Annotated in this window: 15 protein-coding genes; 7 read left to right on the top strand and 8 right to left on the bottom strand. The window is 69.2% G+C overall.

Annotated elements, in window-relative coordinates; translation table 11 throughout:
- Positions 1–61 precede the first annotated feature (61 nt).
- The 4 genes from mdlC (at position 62) to WS69_RS26740 (ending at position 6,081) form a co-directional block, all read left to right on the top strand.
- The gene (gene mdlC / locus WS69_RS26755; RefSeq protein ID WP_059473662.1) at positions 62–1,681 is read left to right on the top strand and encodes a benzoylformate decarboxylase; all 1,620 of its coding nucleotides are present in this window, start codon (positions 62–64) and stop codon (positions 1,679–1,681) included.
- Between the two features lie 83 nt (positions 1,682–1,764).
- Positions 1,765–3,216, top strand: a complete 1,452-nt coding sequence (locus tag WS69_RS26750) for an aldehyde dehydrogenase (RefSeq protein ID WP_059473690.1) — start codon at positions 1,765–1,767, stop codon at positions 3,214–3,216.
- A gap of 12 nt (positions 3,217–3,228) precedes the next feature.
- Complete coding sequence (locus WS69_RS26745) at positions 3,229–4,161, top strand: ketopantoate reductase family protein (RefSeq protein ID WP_059473689.1); 933 nt, start codon at positions 3,229–3,231, stop codon at positions 4,159–4,161.
- A 462-nt stretch (positions 4,162–4,623) separates the two neighbouring features.
- A complete protein-coding gene (locus tag WS69_RS26740) occupies positions 4,624–6,081 on the top strand; it encodes an MFS transporter (RefSeq protein WP_059473661.1) in 1,458 nt (485 codons plus the stop codon).
- Positions 6,082–6,114: 33 nt separating this feature from the next.
- Here WS69_RS26740 and kynA read toward each other — a convergent pair whose 3' ends face one another.
- The 3 genes from kynA to kynB all read right to left on the bottom strand — a co-directional run bounded on the left by kynA (position 6,115) and on the right by kynB (position 9,055).
- Entirely contained in the window at positions 6,115–7,035 is a 921-nt protein-coding gene (kynA, locus tag WS69_RS26735) for a tryptophan 2,3-dioxygenase (RefSeq protein ID WP_059473660.1), read from the bottom strand.
- Between the two features lie 93 nt (positions 7,036–7,128).
- The gene (gene kynU, locus WS69_RS26730) at positions 7,129–8,379 is read right to left on the bottom strand and encodes a kynureninase (protein WP_059473659.1); all 1,251 of its coding nucleotides are present in this window, start codon (positions 8,377–8,379) and stop codon (positions 7,129–7,131) included.
- Between the two features lie 34 nt (positions 8,380–8,413).
- Complete coding sequence (gene kynB / locus WS69_RS26725) at positions 8,414–9,055, bottom strand: arylformamidase (protein WP_059473658.1); 642 nt, start codon at positions 9,053–9,055, stop codon at positions 8,414–8,416.
- Positions 9,056–9,183: 128 nt separating this feature from the next.
- Between kynB and WS69_RS26720 the strand changes: the two genes are divergently transcribed.
- Positions 9,184–9,684 (top strand): Lrp/AsnC family transcriptional regulator, encoded by a 501-nt coding sequence (locus WS69_RS26720; protein WP_059473657.1) that lies wholly within the window; start codon positions 9,184–9,186, stop codon positions 9,682–9,684.
- Here the strand turns inward: WS69_RS26720 and WS69_RS26715 are convergent.
- Positions 9,671–10,186 (bottom strand): flavin reductase family protein, encoded by a 516-nt coding sequence (locus WS69_RS26715; RefSeq protein WP_059473656.1) that lies wholly within the window; start codon positions 10,184–10,186, stop codon positions 9,671–9,673. The genes WS69_RS26720 and WS69_RS26715 overlap by 14 nt on opposite strands.
- 359 nt (positions 10,187–10,545) lie before the next feature.
- On the opposite strand from WS69_RS26715, the gene msrA reads away from it, so the two are divergent.
- Complete coding sequence (gene msrA, locus WS69_RS26710; protein ID WP_059473688.1) at positions 10,546–11,103, top strand: peptide-methionine (S)-S-oxide reductase MsrA; 558 nt, start codon at positions 10,546–10,548, stop codon at positions 11,101–11,103.
- Positions 11,104–11,596: 493 nt separating this feature from the next.
- Here msrA and WS69_RS26705 read toward each other — a convergent pair whose 3' ends face one another.
- The 3 genes from WS69_RS26705 to pdxH form a co-directional block, all read right to left on the bottom strand.
- Positions 11,597–13,087: a DUF72 domain-containing protein gene (locus WS69_RS26705; protein WP_059473655.1), complete on the bottom strand. Its 1,491-nt coding sequence runs from the start codon at positions 13,085–13,087 to the stop codon at positions 11,597–11,599.
- A 25-nt stretch (positions 13,088–13,112) separates the two neighbouring features.
- The gene (locus WS69_RS26700) at positions 13,113–14,333 is read right to left on the bottom strand and encodes an SAM-dependent methyltransferase (RefSeq protein ID WP_059473654.1); all 1,221 of its coding nucleotides are present in this window, start codon (positions 14,331–14,333) and stop codon (positions 13,113–13,115) included.
- Positions 14,334–14,471: 138 nt separating this feature from the next.
- On the bottom strand, positions 14,472–15,116 hold the full coding sequence (gene pdxH / locus WS69_RS26695) for a pyridoxamine 5'-phosphate oxidase (protein ID WP_059473653.1): 645 nt from the start codon (positions 15,114–15,116) through the stop codon (positions 14,472–14,474).
- A 134-nt stretch (positions 15,117–15,250) separates the two neighbouring features.
- Here pdxH and tcdA point away from each other — a divergent pair, with 134 nt between their 5' ends.
- The gene (gene tcdA / locus WS69_RS26690) at positions 15,251–16,117 is read left to right on the top strand and encodes a tRNA cyclic N6-threonylcarbamoyladenosine(37) synthase TcdA (RefSeq protein WP_059473652.1); all 867 of its coding nucleotides are present in this window, start codon (positions 15,251–15,253) and stop codon (positions 16,115–16,117) included.
- 212 nt (positions 16,118–16,329) lie between these two features.
- On the opposite strand, the gene trxA is transcribed toward tcdA, so the two are convergent.
- Entirely contained in the window at positions 16,330–17,178 is an 849-nt protein-coding gene (gene trxA, locus WS69_RS26685) for a thioredoxin (RefSeq protein WP_059473651.1), read from the bottom strand.
- Positions 17,179–17,208 lie beyond the last annotated feature (30 nt).

Genomic DNA, 17,208 nt, shown 5'->3' with positions numbered 1-17,208 from the left:
GTATCGGGGAATGTGTCCGCCGTCGATACTGTGGAAATCGATAATGAGGAGACACGCACGCATGACCGCCCCCGACCTTCGCGCCGACGCACCGATGCGCACCCTGTACACGGTCCGCGACGCCGTAATCGATCTGCTGCGCCAGTTCGGCATCCACAAGGTATTCGGCAATCCGGGCTCGACCGAGCTGCCGATGTTTCGCGACTTCCCCGACGATTTCCAGTACGTGCTCGGCCTGCACGAGGCGGTCGTGGTCGGGATGGCGGACGGCTACGCGCAGGCGACGGGCAATGCCGCCGTCGTGAACCTGCATTCGGCGGCAGGCGTCGGCAACGCGATGGGCAACCTCTTCACCGCGTACAAGAACAGGACGCCGCTCATCGTCACGGCCGGCCAGCAGGCGCGCTCGATTCTGCCGTTCGAGCCGTTTCTCGCGTCCGTGCAGGCGGCCGAGCTGCCGAAGCCGTACGTGAAGTGGAGCATCGAGCCCGCGCGCGCGGAGGACGTGCCTGCGGCGATCGCGCGCGCGTATCGTGTCGCGATGCAGGAGCCGCGCGGGCCCGTGTTCGTGTCGATTCCGGCCGACGATTGGGACCGGCCCGCCGAGCCCGTGCCCGCGCGCACGGTGAGCGCCGAAGTGCGGCCCGCGCCCGACGCGCTCGCGCGCCTCGCCGACGCGCTCGACGCGAGCGAGCGCCCGGCGTTCGTGATCGGCGCGGCGGTGGCGCGCGCGGGCGCGTGGGACGAGGCGGTGCAGCTCGCCGAGCGGCATCGCGCGCGCGTGTTCGTCGCGCCGATGTCGGGACGCTGCAGCTTTCCCGAGGATCATCCGCTGTTTGCGGGCTTCCTGCCGGCGATCCGCGAGCGGATCGTCGAGCAGCTCGCGGGCCACGACTTCATCCTCGCGTTCGGCGCGCCCGCGTTCACGTATCACGTCGAAGGCTTTGGCCCGCACGTGCCCGCGGGCGCGACGCTTCACCAGCTCGTCGACGATCCGTCGGTCGCCGCGTGGACGCCCGTCGGCGACGCGGTCGTCGGCAATCTGAGGCTCGCCGCACGCGATCTGCTCGCGCGTCCCGCGCCGCGTGCGCGGCCGATGCCCGCGCCGCAGGCGCCGCGCGAGCGCGTCGGCCCGGGCGCGCCGGGCGGGCGGATGCCGGTTGCGTTCGCGCTGCAGACGCTCGCCGACGTGCGCGATTCAAGCGACGTCGTCGTCGAGGAAGCGCCGAGCGCGCGGTCGGTGATGCAGCGGCATCTGCCGTTCACGCGCCGCGACACGTTCTACACGATGGACAGCGGCGGTCTCGGCTACGGCATGCCGGCCGCGGTCGGCGTCGCGCTCGCGCAGCCGGGGCGGCGCGTGATCGCGCTGATCGGCGACGGCTCCAGCCTCTATTCGATCCAGGCGCTCTGGAGCGCCGCGCACCTGAAGCTGCCGATCACGTTCGTGATCCTGAACAACGCGCGCTACGCGGCATTGCAGGACTTCGCGCCCGTGTTCGGCTTTCGCGAAGGCGAGCCGGTGCAGGGCACCGCGCTGCCCGATCTCGATTTCGTGTCGCTCGCGCATGGGATGGGCTGCGCGGGCGTGCGCGTCGCTGCCGGCGCGCGCCTGCGCGATGCGCTCGAACAGGCGCTCACGTCGCCGACTCCCGTCGTTGTCGACGTCGAGATCGCGTGACGCGCGCGGTCGCGCCGTTGTTGCATCCATCGCATGATCACGCATTGCAAGCGTTAACAAGCAACCCGAAGGAGAACACCCGCATGCAGGACATCTCGATGCTGATCGGCGGAGAGCGCCGCTCGGCCACGGGCGGCGCGACGTTCGAGCGCCGCAATCCGCTCGACGGCGAAGTCGCGACGCGCGCGAGCGCCGCGACCGCCGACGATGCGCGCGCGGCCGTCGACGCCGCGGCGGCCGCCTTCGCGCCGTGGGCCGCGCTCGGCCCGACCGCGCGCCGAGCGCTGCTCCTGAAGGCGGCCACCGCGCTCGAAGCGAAGCGCGACGCGTTCGTTGCCGCGATGGCGGCCGAGACGGGCGCCTCGGCGATCTGGGCGCAGTTCAACGTGCAGCTCGCCGCGAACGGCCTGATCGAAGCGGCCGCGCTGACGACGCAGATCGGCGGCGAGCTGATTCCGTCCGACGTGCCGGGCTCGCTCGCGATGGGCGTGCGTCAGCCGGCGGGCGTCGTGCTCGGCATCGCGCCGTGGAACGCGCCCGTGATCCTCGGCGTGCGCGCGATCGCGCTGCCGCTCGCGTGCGGCAACACCGTCGTGCTGAAGGGCTCGGAGCTGTGTCCGGCGACGCACGGGCTCATCGTCGATGCGCTGCAGGAAGCAGGGCTGCCGCCCGGCGTCGTGAACTTCGTGACGAACGCGCCCGCCGACGCCGGCGCGATCGTCGACGCGATGATCGCGCACCCGGCCGTGCGCCGCGTGAACTTCACGGGCTCGACGCGCGTCGGCCGGATCATCGCCGAGCGCTGCGCGCGGCATCTGAAGCCCGCTGTGCTGGAACTCGGCGGCAAGGCGCCGTTCGTCGTGCTCGACGACGCCGATCTCGACGCGGCCGTCGCGGCGGCCGCGTTCGGCGCGTTCGCGAATTCCGGGCAGATCTGCATGTCGACCGAGCGGATCATCGTCGATGCGCGGATCGCCGACGCGTTCGTCGCGAAGCTCGCCGACAAGGCCGCGTCGCTGCCGTTGGGCGATCCGCGCAACGGGCCCGTCGTGCTCGGCTCGGTCATCGACATGCGCACCGTCGAGCGCTGCAACGCGCTCATCGACGACGCGCTCGCGAAAGGCGCGGTGCTGCTCTGCGGCGGCAAGGCGGCGAGCACGCTGATGCCCGCGACGCTCGTTGATCGCGTGACGTCCGCGATGCGGATCTACGAAGACGAATCGTTCGGGCCGGTGAAGGGCATCGTGCGCGTCGCGGGCGAAGAGGAAGCGATCGCGTGCGCGAACGACAACGCGTTCGGGCTGTCGTCGGCGGTGTTCAGCCGCGACGTCGCGCGCGCGATGCGCGTCGCCGCGCGGATCGAATCGGGGATCTGCCACGTGAACGGGCCGACCGTCCACGACGAAGCGCAGATGCCGTTCGGCGGCGTGAAGGAGAGCGGCTTCGGCCATTTCGGCGGCCAGGCGGGCATCGCCGAATTCACCGATCTGCGCTGGATCACCGTGCAGACGGCGCCGCGCCACTATCCGTTCTGAACGATGACGACGATGAAGATTGCGATTCTCGGCGCGGGCGCGATGGGCTCGCTGTTCGGCGGCCTGCTCGCGGAAGAGGGGCGCGACGTGACGCTCGTCGACGTGAACGCCGCGCACGTCGACGCGATCGCGCGCGACGGGCTGCGGCTCGACACCGATCGCGGCGACCGGCGCGTCGCGCGGCTGCGCGCGCTGCGGCCGGACGACGTGCAGGCGGGTGCCGACGCGCCGCCCGACTTGCTGATCGTATTCACGAAGACGCTGCACACGCGCGCGGCGCTCGACGGCGTGCGCGCGCTGCTCGGCCCGCAGACGTTCGTGCTGACGCTGCAGAACGGGCTCGGCAACGTCGAGACGCTCGGCGAGTTCGTGCCGCTCGAGCGGATTCTCGTCGGCGTGACGACGTGGCCCGCCGATCTCGCCGGGCCCGCGCACGTGCGCTCGCACGGCGCCGGCTGGATCCGGCTGATGAGCGCGGACGGCGCGATGCGGCCGATCGTGCAGGCGAGTGCCGACGCGTTCGAGCGCGTCGGGCTGAACTGCGCGGTGGACGCCGGCGTGTGGACGACGATCTGGGAGAAGGTCGGATTCAACGCGGCGCTCAACACGCTGTGCGCGGTCACGCGCTGCACGGTCGACGAACTCGGCGCGCGCGAAGACGGGCCGGCGCTCGCGCTTGAGATCGTCGCGGAGGTGGCGGCGGTCGCCCGTGCGAAGGGCATCGGCGTCGACGAATGCAAGATGCGCGACAACGTGCTGCACGCGATCCGAGCGCATCACGGACATCGGCCGTCGATGCTGCAGGACGTGCTCGCGGGGCGGCGCACCGAGATCGAGGCGATCAACGGCGCGGTGGTCGCGGCTGCGCGCGGGGTCGGCGTCGCGACGCCGCATGCGGAGACGCTGCTGCAGCTCGTCAGGCTGATCGACGCGCGCGTCGGATGACGCGGGCGCAGACGCAGACTCGGGCAGGCGTTCGGCCGGCCGTTCGCGCAGCCGCCGTTCCGATCGATGCATCGGCATCGGCATCGGCATCGACAGCGCATGCATCGTCCGCCGTCGAGCCGACGTCGTCCGCATTCGTCAGGAGGATCGATGTGCACGCCGGCATACGACGTCCGCCGCGCGAGCGCATGCCAGCGGCGCTAGGGGTTTCCAATAATTCAACTAATCGAAATTAGTTTTACTATGCGTAAATTCGTAGCCTTGCGCCAGATCAATGTTTCGTCGTGCGGACGCCGCCAGCCGGCGCTGCGCGGCGGCTGCGCGAGGCCGATGAAGCCCTAGCGCCGCAGGGTTTGCCCGCGACATCGCAAACGGTTCCGAAGAAAGCCGGGCGGGGCGGGTCAGCGCGACGCGCCGATCCAGAGGACATTCAGGAGACGACATGCAGCACACCCCGACCCCGTGTTTCGCCGCGGCGCGCCGCCGCGTTCTTTGTTGTTCGACCGCCGCGCGCCGGAGGCTCGCATGAGCGCCCGTCACGGCAGCGCGCCGCTTGCGGTCGACATCGGCGCGACGCTCGACCACGGACCGTTCACCGCGATGCAGCGCATCGCCGTGCTGCTCGCCGCGTTCGCGATCGTGCTCGACGGCTTCGACAGCCAGCTGATCGGCTTCGCGATTCCCGTGTTGATCAAGGAGTGGGGAATCACGCGCGGCGCGTTTGCGCCCGCCGTCGCGGCGGGCCTGTTCGGGATGGGTGTCGGCAGCGCGTGCGCGGGCCTCTTCGCGGACCGCTTCGGCCGGCGCTGGGCGATCATCGGCAGCGTGTTCGTATTCGGCGCGGCCACGTGCGCGATCGGCTTCGCGCCGAACATCGCGACGATCGCCGCGCTGCGCTTCGTCGCCGGGCTCGGGATCGGCGGCGCGCTGCCGACCGCGACGACGATGACGGCCGAATACACGCCCGCGCGCCGCCGCACGATGATGGTGACGGCGACGATCGTCTGCGTGCCGCTCGGCGGGATGCTCGCGGGGCTGTTCGCGCACGAGGTGCTGCCTGCGTACGGCTGGCGCGGCCTCTTCTGGATCGGCGGCGCGCTGCCGCTCGCGCTCGGTTTGCTGCTCGTGCGCGCGCTGCCCGAATCGCCGCGCTATCTCGCGCGCAATCCGGCGCGCTGGCGCGAGCTCGGCGCGCTGCTCGTGCGGATGGGGCGGCCCGTCGCCGACGGCACCGCGTTCACCGATCTCGCCGAAGCGCGCGCGCACGAAGGCCAGCAGCGCGGCATGCGCGTGCTGTTCTCGGCCGGCTACGCGCGCGACACGATCGCACTGTGGTGCGCGTTCTGCATGTGCCTGCTCGCCGTCTACAGCGCATTCAGCTGGCTGCCGACGATGCTGACTTCACAGGGCTTGAGCGTGTCGGTCGCGGGTTCGGGACTCACCGCGTACAACCTGGGCGGCGTGCTGGGCGCGCTCGGCTGTGCATTCGCGATCGGACGTTTCGGGTCGCGCTGGCCGCTCGCGTTCTGTTGCGCGGGCGGCGCGGCGAGCGCCGCGTGGCTGCTCGGCATCGATGCGGCGAGCCACACCGGCTGGCTGATCCTCGGCCTCGGCGCGCACGGCTTCTTCGTCAACGCGGTGCAATCGACGATGTACGCGCTCTGCACGTTCATCTACCCGACGCCCGTGCGCGCGACGGGCACCGCGGGCGCCGTCGCGTTCGGCCGCACCGGCGCGATTCTGAGTGCGTTCGCGGGCGCGTACGTGATCTCGGCGGGCGGCGCGAACGCGTATCTGACGATGCTCGCCGCCGCGATGACGGTCGTGCTCGTCGCGCTGCTCGCGCTGCGCCGGCACATCCCGCGGCTGCGCCGCGGCGGTCTGCCGGCGAGCGACGAGCTCGCGCACACGGCGCCCTGACGCGCGGCCGTCCGCATGGACGGACGGCGCGTGCTACAGCGTCGTCCGCACGTGCCAGAGCTCGGGAAACAGCACGACGTCGAGCATCTTGCGCAGATACGGCGCGCCGCTCGTGCCGCCCGTGCCCTGCTTGAAGCCGATGATCCGCTCGACCGTCGTCACGTGGCGGAAGCGCCACTGGCGGAACGCGTCTTCGAGATCGACGAGCTCTTCGGCCATTTCGTACAGCTCCCAGTGCGCGTTCGGCTCGCGGTAGACCGCGAGCCACGCGGCCTCGACCGTCGGATCGTGGCGCGTCGGCTGCGACCAGTCCGCATCGAGCCGCTCGGGCGCGATCGGAAAGCCGCGGCGCGCGAGCAGGCGAATCACTTCGTCGTACAGCGACGGCGCCCGCAGCGACGCCTCGAGATGCGCGTAGATTTCCGGCCGGTGCGCGTGCGGACGCAGCATCTGCTCGTTCTTGTTGCCGAGGATGAACTCGAGCTCGCGATACTGATAAGACTGGAATCCCGACGACGCGCCGAGATACGGCCGCATCGCCGAATACTCGGACGGCGTCATCGTCGCGAGCACGTTCCACGCCTGCACGAGTTGCTCGAGCACGCGCGACACGCGTGCGAGCATCTTGAACGCGGGCGGCAGCGCGTCGTCGCGGATCGACGCGAGCGCCGCGCGCAGCTCGAAGAGGGCGAGCTTCATCCACAGCTCGCTCGTCTGATGCTGGATGATGAACAGCATCTCGTTGTGGTCCGGCGAGCGCGGATGCTGCGCGTCGAGCACCGTCGACAGCGACAGGTAGTCGCCGTAGCTCATCGATTGCGAGAAGTCGAGCTGCGCGTGGTGCCAGCCGGCCGGCGCGTCTTCGCCTTCGGCGACGGGCACGTGCGGCGCTTCGTGCGCATGGGCGCCGGCGAACGGGCAGCCGGGCGCGTTACCGTCGCCGGGCGGTTGCATGTGACCTGAATTCACGGTTGTCTCCCTTGAGAATGCGTTGCGGGGTGAGCGACGAGTCGCGGCGTGGCGCGGACGGCGCGCGACCGGGCCGGCTCAGGTCACCTCGGCGCGCGTCGCGAATTCGGGCGCGCGCCATGCGTCGGTTTCGAGGATGTCGCGCAGCGTCTCCACCGCGTCCCACGCGTCGACGAAGCGCGTGTAGAGCGGCGTGAAGCCGAAGCGCAGGATGTGCGGCTCGCGGTAGTCGCCGATCACGCCGCGCGCGATCAACGCCTGCATCACTTCGTAGCCGTGCGGATGCTCGAAGCTTGCCTGCGAGCCGCGCTGATGATGCGCGCGCGGCGTGACGAGCTTGAGCGGCTGGCCCGCGCAGCGCGATTCGACGAGCGCGATGAACGCGTCGGTCAGCGCGAGCGACTTGCGGCGGATCGCATGCATGTCGGTCTGCGCGAACACGTCGAGCCCGCATTCGACCATCGACATCGACACGATCGGCTGCGTGCCGCACAGAAAGCGCGCGATGCCCGGATCGGGCTCGAACGTCGGCTGCATCGCGAACGGCGCGCGATGGCCCCACCAGCCGGAGAGCGGCTGCTCGAACGCATGCTGATGGCGCTTCGGCACCCAGACGAACGCGGGCGAGCCGGGGCCGCCGTTCAGATACTTGTACGTGCAGCCGACCGCGCCATCCGCGAGCGCGCCGTTCAGGTCGACGGGCACGGCGCCCGCCGAATGCGCGAGATCCCACAGCATCAGTGCGCCCGCCTGGCGGACCGTTTGCGTGACGGACGGCATGTCGTGCATGTAGCCCGTCCGGTAGTTCACGTGCGTGATCATCGCGACGGCGGTTTCGTCGTCGAGCGCGTCGGGCAGGTCGGCGGGATCGTCGACGAGGCGCAGCGCGTAGTCGCCGCCGAGTTGCGCGATCAGGCCCTGCGCGATGTACAGGTCGGTCGGAAAGTTCGAGCGCTCCGACACGATCACGCGACGCTTCGGCGCGTGCCGCGCCTGGTGGCGCAGCATCGCGGACAGCAGCTTGAAGAGGTTGATCGAGATCGTGTCGGTGATCGCGATTTCGCCCGCCGCCGCGCCGACGAGCGGCGCGAGCCGGTCGCCGAGGCGGCGCGGCAGCGCGAACCAGCCGGCCGTGTTCCAGCTGCGGATGAGGCCTGCGCCCCATTCGGCGCCGATCACCTGCTGCGCGCGGGCGGCCGCGGCGCGCGGCTGCGCGCCGAGCGAATTGCCGTCGAGATAGATCACGCCGTCGGGCAGCGCGAACTGGTCGCGCAGCGACGCGAGCGGGTCGTCGCGGTCGAGCGCGAGCGCTTCTTCACGTGTTTTCATGATGTCGAACCTGGTTGGGAAAGGGGGCGCGGTCTCAACGCGGCGCGCCGGGCAGCGGGCGCAGCACCGCGCGCACGGGGCTCGCGTCGAGCGTCGCGAACTTGAGCGGCAGCGCGATCAATTCGTAGTCGCCCGCCGCGATGTCGTCGAGCACGAGTCCTTCGAGAATCGCCATCCGGTGCGCGCGAATGCGCCGGTGCGCGTCCATCGTCTTCGATTCCTGCGGGTCGAGCGACGGCGTGTCGATGCCGACGAGGCGCACACCGTGTGCGGCGAGCAGATCGATCGTGTCCGGCGCGACCGCGCAGAACGCGCTGTCCCACGCGCGCTGCGGCGCTTGCCGGTACGTGCGCAGCAGCACGCGCGGCGGCGCGTCGGCGAGCGCAGCGCGCACGTCGTCGGGCGCGACGACGGGGCCGGCGTCGATGCAATGGATCACGCGGCATCGCCCGAGATACACGTCGAGCGGCACCGCGCCGATCGGCGCGCCGTGCTCGTCGTAATGGAGCGGCGCGTCCGCGTGCGCGCCCGTGTGCGGCGACAGCGTGATGCGCGCGACGTTGACGGGCGAGCCCGCCTCCATCCGCCACACGCGCTCGACGCCGACGGGCGTGTCGCCCGGCCAGACGGGCGTTTCGGGGTCGATTGACGGGGAGATGTCCCAGATCGTGTCCATGCGATATCGAAGAACGTTGGATGCTTCGGATGATAGGCAAACACGCGAGGCAGGTGCTTGCGAAATAAGCATGGACAATCCACTAATATGGCAGATAATTCGAAACAGATCTAAAACGGAGACCAAAAATGCATGCGATCACGCTGGACGCAACCGATTGCCGTATTCTCGCGGTCCTGCAGCAGGAAGGCCGGATCAGCAACCTCGACCTGGCGGAGCGCATTTCGCTGTCGCCTTCCGCCTGCCTGCGGCGGATGCGGCTCCTCGAAGAGCAGGGGGTGATCGAACGCTATCGCGCGTGCCTGAGCCGCGAGAAGCTCGGGTTCGAGCTGGAGGCGTTCGTGCAGGTGTCGATGCGCAACGACCAGACGCAATGGCACGAGCGTTTCGCGGAAGCGGTGCGCGAATGGCCGGAGGTGGTCGGCGCATTCGTCGTGACGGGCGAGACGCACTATCTGCTGCGCGTGCTCGCACACAACCTGAGGCACTACTCCGATTTCGTGCTGAATCAGTTGTACAAGGCGCCCGGCGTGCTCGACATCCGCTCGAACATCGTGCTGCAGACGCTGAAGGACGAAGCGGGGCCGCCCGTCGCGCTCGCGCGCACGGGCGCCGTCAAAGTCGTGTGAGACGGTGGAAGCCGCCGCTCTGGAACACGAGCGGCGCGAGCGACGCGGCGTCGGGGTGCACGCCGCAGCGTTCGACCTCGCCGACGAAGATCACGTGGTCGCCTTCGTCGTAGCGGCTGCGGTTGTGGCATTCGAACCACGCGAGCGCGCCGTCGAGCACCGGCATGCCGGTGTCGCCCTCTGCGTGCGACACGCCTTCGAAGCGGTTGCCCTTCAGCGTCGCGAAGCGCATGCACAGATCGTGCTGCGACGCGGCGAGCACGTTGACGACATAATGGCTGTTCGTGCGGAACACCGGCATCGACGCCGACTTGTGCGCGAGGCTCCACAGCACGAGCGGCGGATCGAGCGACACCGAGTTGAACGAACTCGCGGTGATGCCGATCAACTGACCGGACGGCGCGCGCGTCGTGACGACGGTCACGCCGGTTGCGAACTGGCTGAGCGCCTGGCGGAATGCGCCGGCATCGAAATTCGGAGGGCTGGCCTGTTCTTTTTTCATCGCGTGACGGCCTCGAGCGACGAAAGCGCGCTGCGGCGAGCGGAACGGGCGGCGGCGGCGCGTGCGGAATGGCGGGAAGTGAGCAGGACGGTCATCGGAAAATTCGTCTGGTTGGGGACGATTTTAGCGGAATCGCGCGGAGCTGCGACGGGCCGCCGCGCCCGGCGAGTGGCCGACGCCACATTTTTCGCGGAATGCGTCGCGTGTTTTGGCGCGTGCGGACGCAGGTGCTGCGATGGCGACGCGATCTGCCGGCGGGGCGCGCATGCGCGTCGAGCCGCCGGAAAAGCATGGCGCGCGGCGGACACGTGCTGCACGCGGCGCGTGCAACGGACATAACGAACGAAAGGGAAACCGGTATGAGTCAAGCAACGAACGAAGTGGCCACGCTGGGCGGCGGTTGTTTCTGGTGCCAGGAGGCTGTGTTCCTGGACGTCGACGGCGTGACGGCCGTCGAATCGGGCTATGCGGGCGGCCGCACGCGCAACCCCGGCTATCGCGACGTATGCGGCGGCGACACGGGCCATGCGGAAGTCGTCAACGTGACGTTCGATCCGAGCCGGATCGGCTATCGCGAAATCCTCGAGATCTTCTTCGCGACGCACGATCCGACGCAGTTGAACCGCCAGGGCAACGACGTCGGCACGCAGTACCGGTCGGCGATCTTTACGCACTCGGACGCGCAGCGCGACACCGCGCTCGACTTGATTCGGACGCTCGAGCGCGACAAGCTCTACGACGATCCGATCGTCACGCAGGTCGAGCCGCTGAACGGCAACTACTGGCCGGCCGAGGCGTATCACCAGGACTACTACGCGCGCAATCCGGGGCAGGGCTACTGTTCGGTCGTGATCGGGCCGAAGCTCGCGAAGTTTCGCCAGAAGTTCGCGCGTCGGCTGAAGTCGCGCGGCGCTTGACGGCGGTGGGGCGAGCACGGGTGCATCGCGTGTCCGTGCAGCGCGTCGCCGTGCCGTGTCGCCGTGTCGTCGGTCCGGCGTGCCGCGGCGTGTTCGTGATCGCTTTTGCGGGCGCGATGCGGGCAGCGGCGTCGAGCTTCTTGCGTTGCCGTTCGCCATGAAAGGCGCAGGCTAAATGGCATGCGTGGCGAGTCACGCGCGTCTTGCCGTGTGCCGTGTCGGCACGTCGGCGCACATGGGTCGTCGCGCTTTTCTTTGCGAGTCTGACGCAGACAGCGGCGCCGGGCTTTTCGCCGCGTGGTCGACGGCGAATGGCGCCGGCTGTGAGCCGAACCCGACGGCCAACGCGAGCCGTACCGCTTCGCCACGTCGGTGTGCCAGGCTGCTGCGCTTCTCCGCGTTAGTGTGACGCGCGCAGCGGCACCGAGCGTTTCACGGCGTCGTCGACGGTGAATGGCGCCCCGGCCGCGGTCCGGGCTCGACGCAACGCGCGTTACGCCGCCTCGCCGCGCCAGCGCGCGCACGCGGCCGCGATCTCCTTCGCGAGCGCGATGCACGACAATGGGGCCGACCCTTCCGCTTTGTTGTTCACGGTGATGAGCACCGGCTGCCCGGCGAGCACGTAGCGCGCGGCAAGTTCCGCGAGCGCCGAGCGCGTGTGCGGATCCTCGTCGACGAGCCGATCGAACGGCTCGTACTTCGCCTTCGCCTGTTCGTACTTGAAGCCACTGTGCAGGCTCCAGCGGACGATGAGCGGGCCCGACGGCTCGCCGTCGAGGAGCGCGAGCGCTGCCGCCTGCCGCAGCGGATCAGGCATCTTCGCGTGCAGCCCGACGCAGTAGCGCACGCCCGCCGCCGCGAGCGCGCGGATGAAACGCGGCGTCAGCAGGCTCGCGTCGCGGATCTCGACTGCGTAGCGCGGGCCGTCCGGATCGTCCGGCAGCGGCGGCAGCGCGCCGAGGAACGCGCTCAGGCGGTCGACGAGCGCGGCCGGGTCGGCGAGCATCGCGTCGGGCATCGGCGGGAACTGGAACACGAGTGCGCCCGCCTTCCGGCCGAGGCCTTCGACGCACGGGCGCACGAATTCGTCGGCGGCGAGCTGCGCGTTCAGGAACGCCGGGTTCGGGCCGGTCGGCTCGCCCCGCGCGCCGCGCAGCACGGCGTCTGTGACGAGCGCGGGCGCCTTGACGACGAAGCGGAAGTCGTCCGGCACCTGCTGCGCGTAGCGCAGATAGTCGGCGACCGTGAGCGGCGCGTAGAACGAGCGATCGAGGCTCACGCTCTTGAGGAGCGGATGCGCGCCGTACGCTTCGAGCCCTTCGCGCGACAGCTTCGATTGCGCGTAGTCGTCGCCGTAGACGATGTCCTTCCAGCCGGGGAAATACCACGACGACGTGCCGAGCCGCACGTGCGGCGGCAGTTCGCGGGCGGTGGCGGCGACTTCGTCGGAGATCGCGGCGGGTGCGACGCCGCGCCGGCGGGGGCGCTTCTTCGGCGGGGCGGCGGGGGGAGGCGCGTCGAAGCCGGGGAGCGGGGGCGTCGCGGCGGAGTCGGTGGGGGCGGCGGTATCGGCCGGCTTGCCCGGACCGTCGGCCTCGGGGTTATTCTCGGCTTTGGCTTTGGCATCCGCATCCGCATCCGCATCCGCATCCGCTTTGGCATCCGCATCCGCGCCGGCATCGACTTCGCCATTGGCGGCATCGCCGGCACCTGGCGCAGCACCGACCGCCGGCTCGGCGGTCCCCGCGACATCGTCCGGCAGCGGCGCATCGCTCGCCGCCGCATTGTGCGTCACGTCGCGCGGCTTGCCGTCCGCCGCGCGCTTTCGCTTCGCTCCCGATGCGGAAGCGGGCGAAGGGGGCGAAGCGGACGAAGAAGGCGGCGCCGGCAGCGGCTCCGCCCCGAACAGATCGAACTGATCGCTCGGCGCGTCGTCTTGTCGTCGTGGCTGCGCTGGTTTGCGCCGCGTGCTGCCGTCACCCATCCGTCATCGCAAAAAGGCGCCGCCCTCAGCGCGGCAGCGCGTGTTCGTACATGTAGCGCCGCGACCACGGCAGCGTCTTCGCGCTCTGCCCGGCCTTGCGGCACACGATCTGGAAGATCGACACGTCGTCGTGCTCGAATGCATACGCGCAGCCGGCCAGGTACACGCGCCAGATGCGGAATTTTTCGTCGTCGACGAGCTTTCTGGCTTCTTCGGCCTTCGCCTCGAAGTTCTCGGTCCAGATGTCGAGCGTGCGCGCATAGTGCCGCCGCAGGCTCTCGACGTCAACCGCCTCGAGCCCGCCGCGCTGCGCCGCCTCGAGCGCGAGGCTGATGTGCGGCAGCTCGCCGTCCGGGAACACGTAGCGGTCGATGAACTCGCCTCCGCCGAGCGCCGTTTCGCCGCTGTCGGCATCGGTCGACGTGATGCCGTGGTTCATCGCGACGCCGTCGTCCGCGAGCAGCTCGCGGATCCGCGAGAAGTAGAGCGGCAGGTTCTTGCGGCCGACGTGCTCGAACATCCCGACGCTCGTGATCCGGTCGAACTGGCCTTCGATTTCGCGATAGTCCTGCAGCCGGATGTCGATCTTGTCTTCGAGGCCGGCCTTCTTCACGCGCTCGGTCGCGAGATCGAACTGGTTTTGCGACAGCGTGACGCCGACGCAGCGCGCGCCGAACTTGCCCGCCGCGCGCAGCACGAGCGCGCCCCAGCCGCAGCCGATGTCGAGCAGGCGCTGGCCGGGCTGCACCTGGATCTTGGTGAGGATGTGGTCGATCTTCTTGATCTGCGCGGTGCCGAGGTCTTCGTCGCCGTTCTCGAAGTACGCGCACGAATAGACCATGTTCTCGTCGAGCCACAGCCTGTAGAACTCGTTCGACACGTCGTAGTGATACTGGATCGCCTTCTTGTCGGAGTGTTTCGAGTGATTGAAGTAGCGCCGCACGCGCGCGAGCTTGCTTGCGTTCGTCACCGTGCTGCGCGCGAGCGCGTAGCCGATGTCGATGATGTCGGCGAGCTTGCCCTCGATGTCGATCTTGCCTTTCACGTACGCCTCGCCGAGATTGTCGAGGCTCGGTTCGAGCAGCAGCGGCAGCGCCGACGCGCTGTTGACCTTGAGCGTCACCTGCGGCGCCGCGAACGTGCCGAAATCGAGTTGCTGCCCGTTCCAGAGGACGAGGCGCGCCGGTATGTTCGACTTCTCCCGTACTTCGTCCGCCCACTGTGCCAGTTTCTTTTCCCAGAACATTTGGAATCTCCGTTGTTCGTTGAAACGAAATGAAGCCTAGTTTTCGAGCGGGCGGCCGGCGTTCGGAATCGCCGACCGCCCGCGAGCAAAACGAAACGCACGGCAGGGCGGACGCGGTTGCGGGCGCGCCGCGGCGAACTACGGCGCGAGGCGCGTGATCTTCCAGCCGCTCGCCGACGCGCAATCGCGCGCATACAGCAGGCGGTCGTGGAGCCGCGACGGGCGGCCCTGCCAGAATTCGATCGAGGTCGGCACGAGACGGTAGCCGCCCCAGTGCGGCGGGCGCGGCGGATTCTCGCCGAAGCGCGCGCTGATTTCCTTCTCGCGAACCTCGAGCATCGCGCGGTTCTCGATCACCGCGCTCTGGTCGGACGCCCACGCGCCGATCCGCGAGCCGAGCGGCCGCGACGCGAAATAGCGGTCGCTTTCTTCTTCGCTCGTCTTCTCGATGCGTCCTTCGACGCGCACCTGCCGCTCGAGCTCGATCCAGTAAAAGAGGAGCGCCGCGTTCGGGTTGTGCGCGAGCTCGCGCCCCTTGCGGCTCTCGTAGTTCGTGAAGAACACGAAGCCGCGCTCGTCGACGCCCTTGATGAGGACGATCCGCGCGGACGGCCGCCCGGATTCGTCGACGGTCGCGAGCGTCATGGTGTTGGGCTCGGGCAACTGCGCGCTGAGCGCCTCCTTGAACCAGACGTCGAACTGGACGAACGGATTCGGATTCACGTCCGCGACGTCGAGCGACGCGCGGGAATAGTTGGTGCGGAGATCGGCAAGTGTCGTCATTGGTGTGCGAACGCTCAATCGGGGCCAGTATAGCGAAGGTGGAAAAAATCTGCGTTGCAACGGTTCGGCGCGTGTTTGCTACGGGGTGATCAGGCAAAATAGCGGGCTATCGCCTTTCGTTTCATTCAGCTTGTATGTCCCGTACCGACGCCATTGCAACGCCTCACGATCTTACTCCGCAGCTATCCGGACAGCTTGACGCGGATCGGGCGCGGCGCTTCGGCGGCGTCGCCCGGCTCTACGGCGTCGACGCGCTCGCCGCGTTCGAGCGCGCGCGCGTCGCCGTGATCGGCATCGGCGGCGTCGGCTCGTGGGCGGCCGAGGCGCTCGCGCGCAGCGCGGTCGGGGAACTGACCCTGATCGACCTCGACAACGTCGCCGAAAGCAACACGAACCGGCAGATTCACGCGCTCGACGGCAACTACGGCAAGCCGAAGGTCGACGCGATGGCCGAGCGGATCGCGCTCATCGATCCGGCGTGCCAGGTCGTGAAGATCGAGGATTTCGTCGAGCCGGACAATCTCGACGCGCTGCTTGGCGGCGGCTTCGATTTCATCGTCGACGCGATCGACAGCGTGCGCACGAAAGTCGCGCTGATCGCGTGGTGCGTCGCTCGCAGGCAGCCGCTCGTCACGGTTGGCGGCGCGGGCGGCCAGCTCGACCCGACCCGCATCCGGATCGACGATCTCGCGCAGACGATCCAGGATCCGCTGCTGTCGAAAGTGCGCGCGCAGCTGCGCAAGCAGCACGGCTTTCCGCGCGGGCCGAAAGCGAAATTCAAGGTGTGCGCCGTTTATTCGGACGAGCCGCTGATCTATCCGGAGGCGGCCGTGTGCGATGTCGACGACGTCGCGATGCACACGGCGACGGGCGCGCAGGCGCCGGGGCCGACGGGGCTCAATTGCGCGGGCTTCGGCTCGAGCGTGTGCGTGACCGCGAGCTTCGGCTTCGCGGCGGCGGCTTATGCGCTGCGCGCGCTCGCCGCGCGGGCGGGGCGATAACGCTCATCTTGACGCGCGAGGCGATCGCCGCCGGAGTTGCGTTCGCGCCTGGCGCGGAATTGTCTGAGCGCGATTGCGGCATGGCGCCGACGCGGCCCATTCATTGAAAGAAAGGACGGCGTAGCCGTCGTGAAATGGCGTTGAAAGAAAAAAGCGGCGGACGCGCAACGCGTGCCGCCGCATGGCCGCTCCGGCCTTAAGCCTCGGGTTCGTCAGTTCAGCGCCGCGCTCAGCTTGCGCCGCCACGCGGACACGAGCGTCGGCTGGTCCGCCGCGAGATCGAACACCGAAATCATCGTCTTGCGGCCGAGGTCGTCGCCGAACGTCCGGTCGCGCAGGACGATCTCCAGCAGCTGCTCGAGCGCGCCTTCGTACGCGCGCCGCGCGATCAGGGCCTGCGCGAGATCGAAGCGCGCTTCCAGATCGGCGGGGTTGCTCGCGATCCGCGCTTCGAGCGCGTCGGTCGGCGGCAGATCCGCGGCCGCGTCGAGCGCGTCGAAGCGCGTCTTGATCGCTTGGTAGCGGGCGTCCGCGCCGCCCGTTATCTGCGGCGACAGGCGCTCTGCTTCGGCGCGTGCTTCGTCGATCCGGTTCAGCGCGAGCAGCAGCTCGATGAAATCGAGGCGCGCCTCATCGTAGCCGGGATTCAGCGCGAGCGCATTTTCGAGGTGCGAAATCGCGTCGTCGATGCGTTCTTCGGCGAGCGCGACTTGCGCGGCGCGGCGTTCGGCTTCGTCGGGCGCGGGCACGAGACGGTCGAGGAACACGCGCAGCTGCCCCTCGGGCAGCACCCCGACGAACTGGTCGACCGGCTGCCCGCCCGCGAATGCGATCACGTGTGGAATGCTGCGCGTCTGGAAATGCGCGGCGAGCTCCTGGTTTTCGTCGACGTTCACCTTGACGAGCTTCCAGCGGCCTTCGTATTCGCGCTCGAGCTTTTCGAGCAGCGGACCGAGCGTCTTGCACGGACCGCACCAGGGCGCCCAGAAGTCGACCAGCACGGGGGCGGCAAGCGATGCTTCGATGACGTCTCGTTCGAAAGTGGCGAGCGTGGTGTCCATGGCGTCCTCGTCAGTATTGGATGAATGCAC

Source organism: Burkholderia sp. BDU5, assembly GCF_001522845.1.
In the GTDB taxonomy this organism is placed as follows: Bacteria; Pseudomonadota; Gammaproteobacteria; order Burkholderiales; family Burkholderiaceae; genus Burkholderia; species Burkholderia mayonis.
Note: the sequence above shows the minus strand (reverse complement) of the source record. Positions and strands in the feature narration are given on the sequence as shown.

Coding starts and splice junctions, on each gene's coding strand:
- mdlC (WP_059473662.1), top strand. CDS start 62: ATGACCGCCCCCGACCTTCGCGCCGACGCACCGATGCGCACCCTGTAC.
- WS69_RS26750 (WP_059473690.1), top strand. CDS start 1,765: ATGCAGGACATCTCGATGCTGATCGGCGGAGAGCGCCGCTCGGCCACG.
- WS69_RS26745 (WP_059473689.1), top strand. CDS start 3,229: ATGAAGATTGCGATTCTCGGCGCGGGCGCGATGGGCTCGCTGTTCGGC.
- kynA (WP_059473660.1), bottom strand. CDS start 7,035: ATGCAACCGCCCGGCGACGGTAACGCGCCCGGCTGCCCGTTCGCCGGC.
- kynU (WP_059473659.1), bottom strand. CDS start 8,379: ATGAAAACACGTGAAGAAGCGCTCGCGCTCGACCGCGACGACCCGCTC.
- kynB (WP_059473658.1), bottom strand. CDS start 9,055: ATGGACACGATCTGGGACATCTCCCCGTCAATCGACCCCGAAACGCCC.
- WS69_RS26720 (WP_059473657.1), top strand. CDS start 9,184: ATGCATGCGATCACGCTGGACGCAACCGATTGCCGTATTCTCGCGGTC.
- WS69_RS26715 (WP_059473656.1), bottom strand. CDS start 10,186: ATGAAAAAAGAACAGGCCAGCCCTCCGAATTTCGATGCCGGCGCATTC.
- msrA (WP_059473688.1), top strand. CDS start 10,546: ATGAGTCAAGCAACGAACGAAGTGGCCACGCTGGGCGGCGGTTGTTTC.
- WS69_RS26705 (WP_059473655.1), bottom strand. CDS start 13,087: ATGGGTGACGGCAGCACGCGGCGCAAACCAGCGCAGCCACGACGACAA.
- WS69_RS26700 (WP_059473654.1), bottom strand. CDS start 14,333: ATGTTCTGGGAAAAGAAACTGGCACAGTGGGCGGACGAAGTACGGGAG.
- pdxH (WP_059473653.1), bottom strand. CDS start 15,116: ATGACGACACTTGCCGATCTCCGCACCAACTATTCCCGCGCGTCGCTC.
- tcdA (WP_059473652.1), top strand. CDS start 15,251: ATGTCCCGTACCGACGCCATTGCAACGCCTCACGATCTTACTCCGCAG.
- trxA (WP_059473651.1), bottom strand. CDS start 17,178: ATGGACACCACGCTCGCCACTTTCGAACGAGACGTCATCGAAGCATCG.